Raw genomic sequence first — 1248 nt, 5'->3', positions numbered from 1 at the left:
CATACAATAGATTATTCCATTTTTCTGCTGCGGTACTCCTTGATGTTGTGTCCATTGTTATTTTTTACCTTTACTTTGCAAGTAGATTTGAAAAAGTTTACAAAAAGGTAATACCTACAAGGCAAAACCTCAAGGAATTTTGGGAAGTTTTCTTAAACTTAATAACTTTAAATAGAAGGAAAAATTTTGATAGCTCACATTTAGACAGTTTTAATGCAGTTTACTTTACAGTGCTTCATCTGCTTCTCTTGTGGATGTTATTTACAGGGTTTTATATGTATGTTCAAGGTCTTGAGAGCGGTATGTCTGCCATAGGTTCATGGTGGCCAGCACTTCTTCATTTAGCAACTGATTGGGTAGGATGGCTCCTTGGAGGACATGGAGGAGTTAGATGGTGGCATCATTTTACAATGTGGTTAATATTATCGTGGGTTGCATTTCATATTTACTATCAGGTGTGGAGAACAATCTTCTGGAAAGAGGGTGATATAGCTATAGTTTTTGGAGGTTATAAGTTTAAAAAACCTAAAGAACAGGTTTAAAATTTTACGGGTAGGGACAAAAAAAATCCTAATCTCATGGGAATACCTCCTCCCTACCCTTTTTTGAGGTGTAAAATTATGAAAAAAATAGCAATCATTGGTGTTGGAAATATACTCTTTAAAGATGAAGGTATTGGAGTTTTTATTGTTAAATACTTGCAGGAAAACTACATATTTAAACCCACAATTGATTTAATTGATGCTGGAACTCTTGGTTTCAGATTAATGGAGTATCTTGAAGATTATGACTATATTATCTTAGTAGATACAATATCTATAAAAGATAAACCTGGTTCTGTTTTTAGATTAACTGCTGAAGATTTAGCGGGAATTGGCTCATATCATCAAACAGCACATGAAGTAGAAGTTTTACAGATGCTTGAGCTAACAGCTCTAAAAGGTAAAAGAGCAGAAACAATAATTATTGGAATAGTTCCTGAAAATATATGTACCTCTGAAATAGGATTAACAAAACCTTTAGAAAATGAAGGGTTTAAAACTGCCACATATCAAGTTCTAAAAGAGCTTGAAAAACTTGGAATTAAATATGAAAAGGTAAACAATTTATCTTTAAAGGATACTGTAATAAAACATTTTGGTTCTTATAATGGAGAGCTTATTAAGCAGAGGATAGGAAATGAAGACTATAGAGACAGTTAAATTAAAAATAGAGTTTGGATTTTTATCTGGAAATGAAACATATTTA

2 protein-coding genes are annotated in these 1248 nt (G+C 32.2%); both read left to right on the top strand.

All coding sequences use genetic code 11. The features are described from left to right. On the top strand, positions 1-542 hold a 542-nt coding region (locus HG1285_RS00940), incomplete at its 5' end, for a cytochrome b/b6 domain-containing protein (protein ID WP_008289521.1). Positions 543-620: 78 nt separating this feature from the next. Next, the gene (locus HG1285_RS00945) at positions 621-1202 is read left to right on the top strand and encodes a HyaD/HybD family hydrogenase maturation endopeptidase (protein WP_008289519.1); all 582 of its coding nucleotides are present in this window, start codon (positions 621-623) and stop codon (positions 1200-1202) included. The last annotated feature ends 46 nt before the right edge of the window (positions 1203-1248 follow it).

Source organism: Hydrogenivirga sp. 128-5-R1-1 (genome assembly GCF_000171895.1).
Note: the sequence above shows the minus strand (reverse complement) of the source record. Positions and strands in the feature narration are given on the sequence as shown.

Bases quoted from the DNA above. Each gene is read 5' to 3' on its own strand.
- HG1285_RS00945 (WP_008289519.1), top strand. From the start codon at position 621: ATGAAAAAAATAGCAATCATTGGTGTTGGAAATATACTCTTTAAAGAT.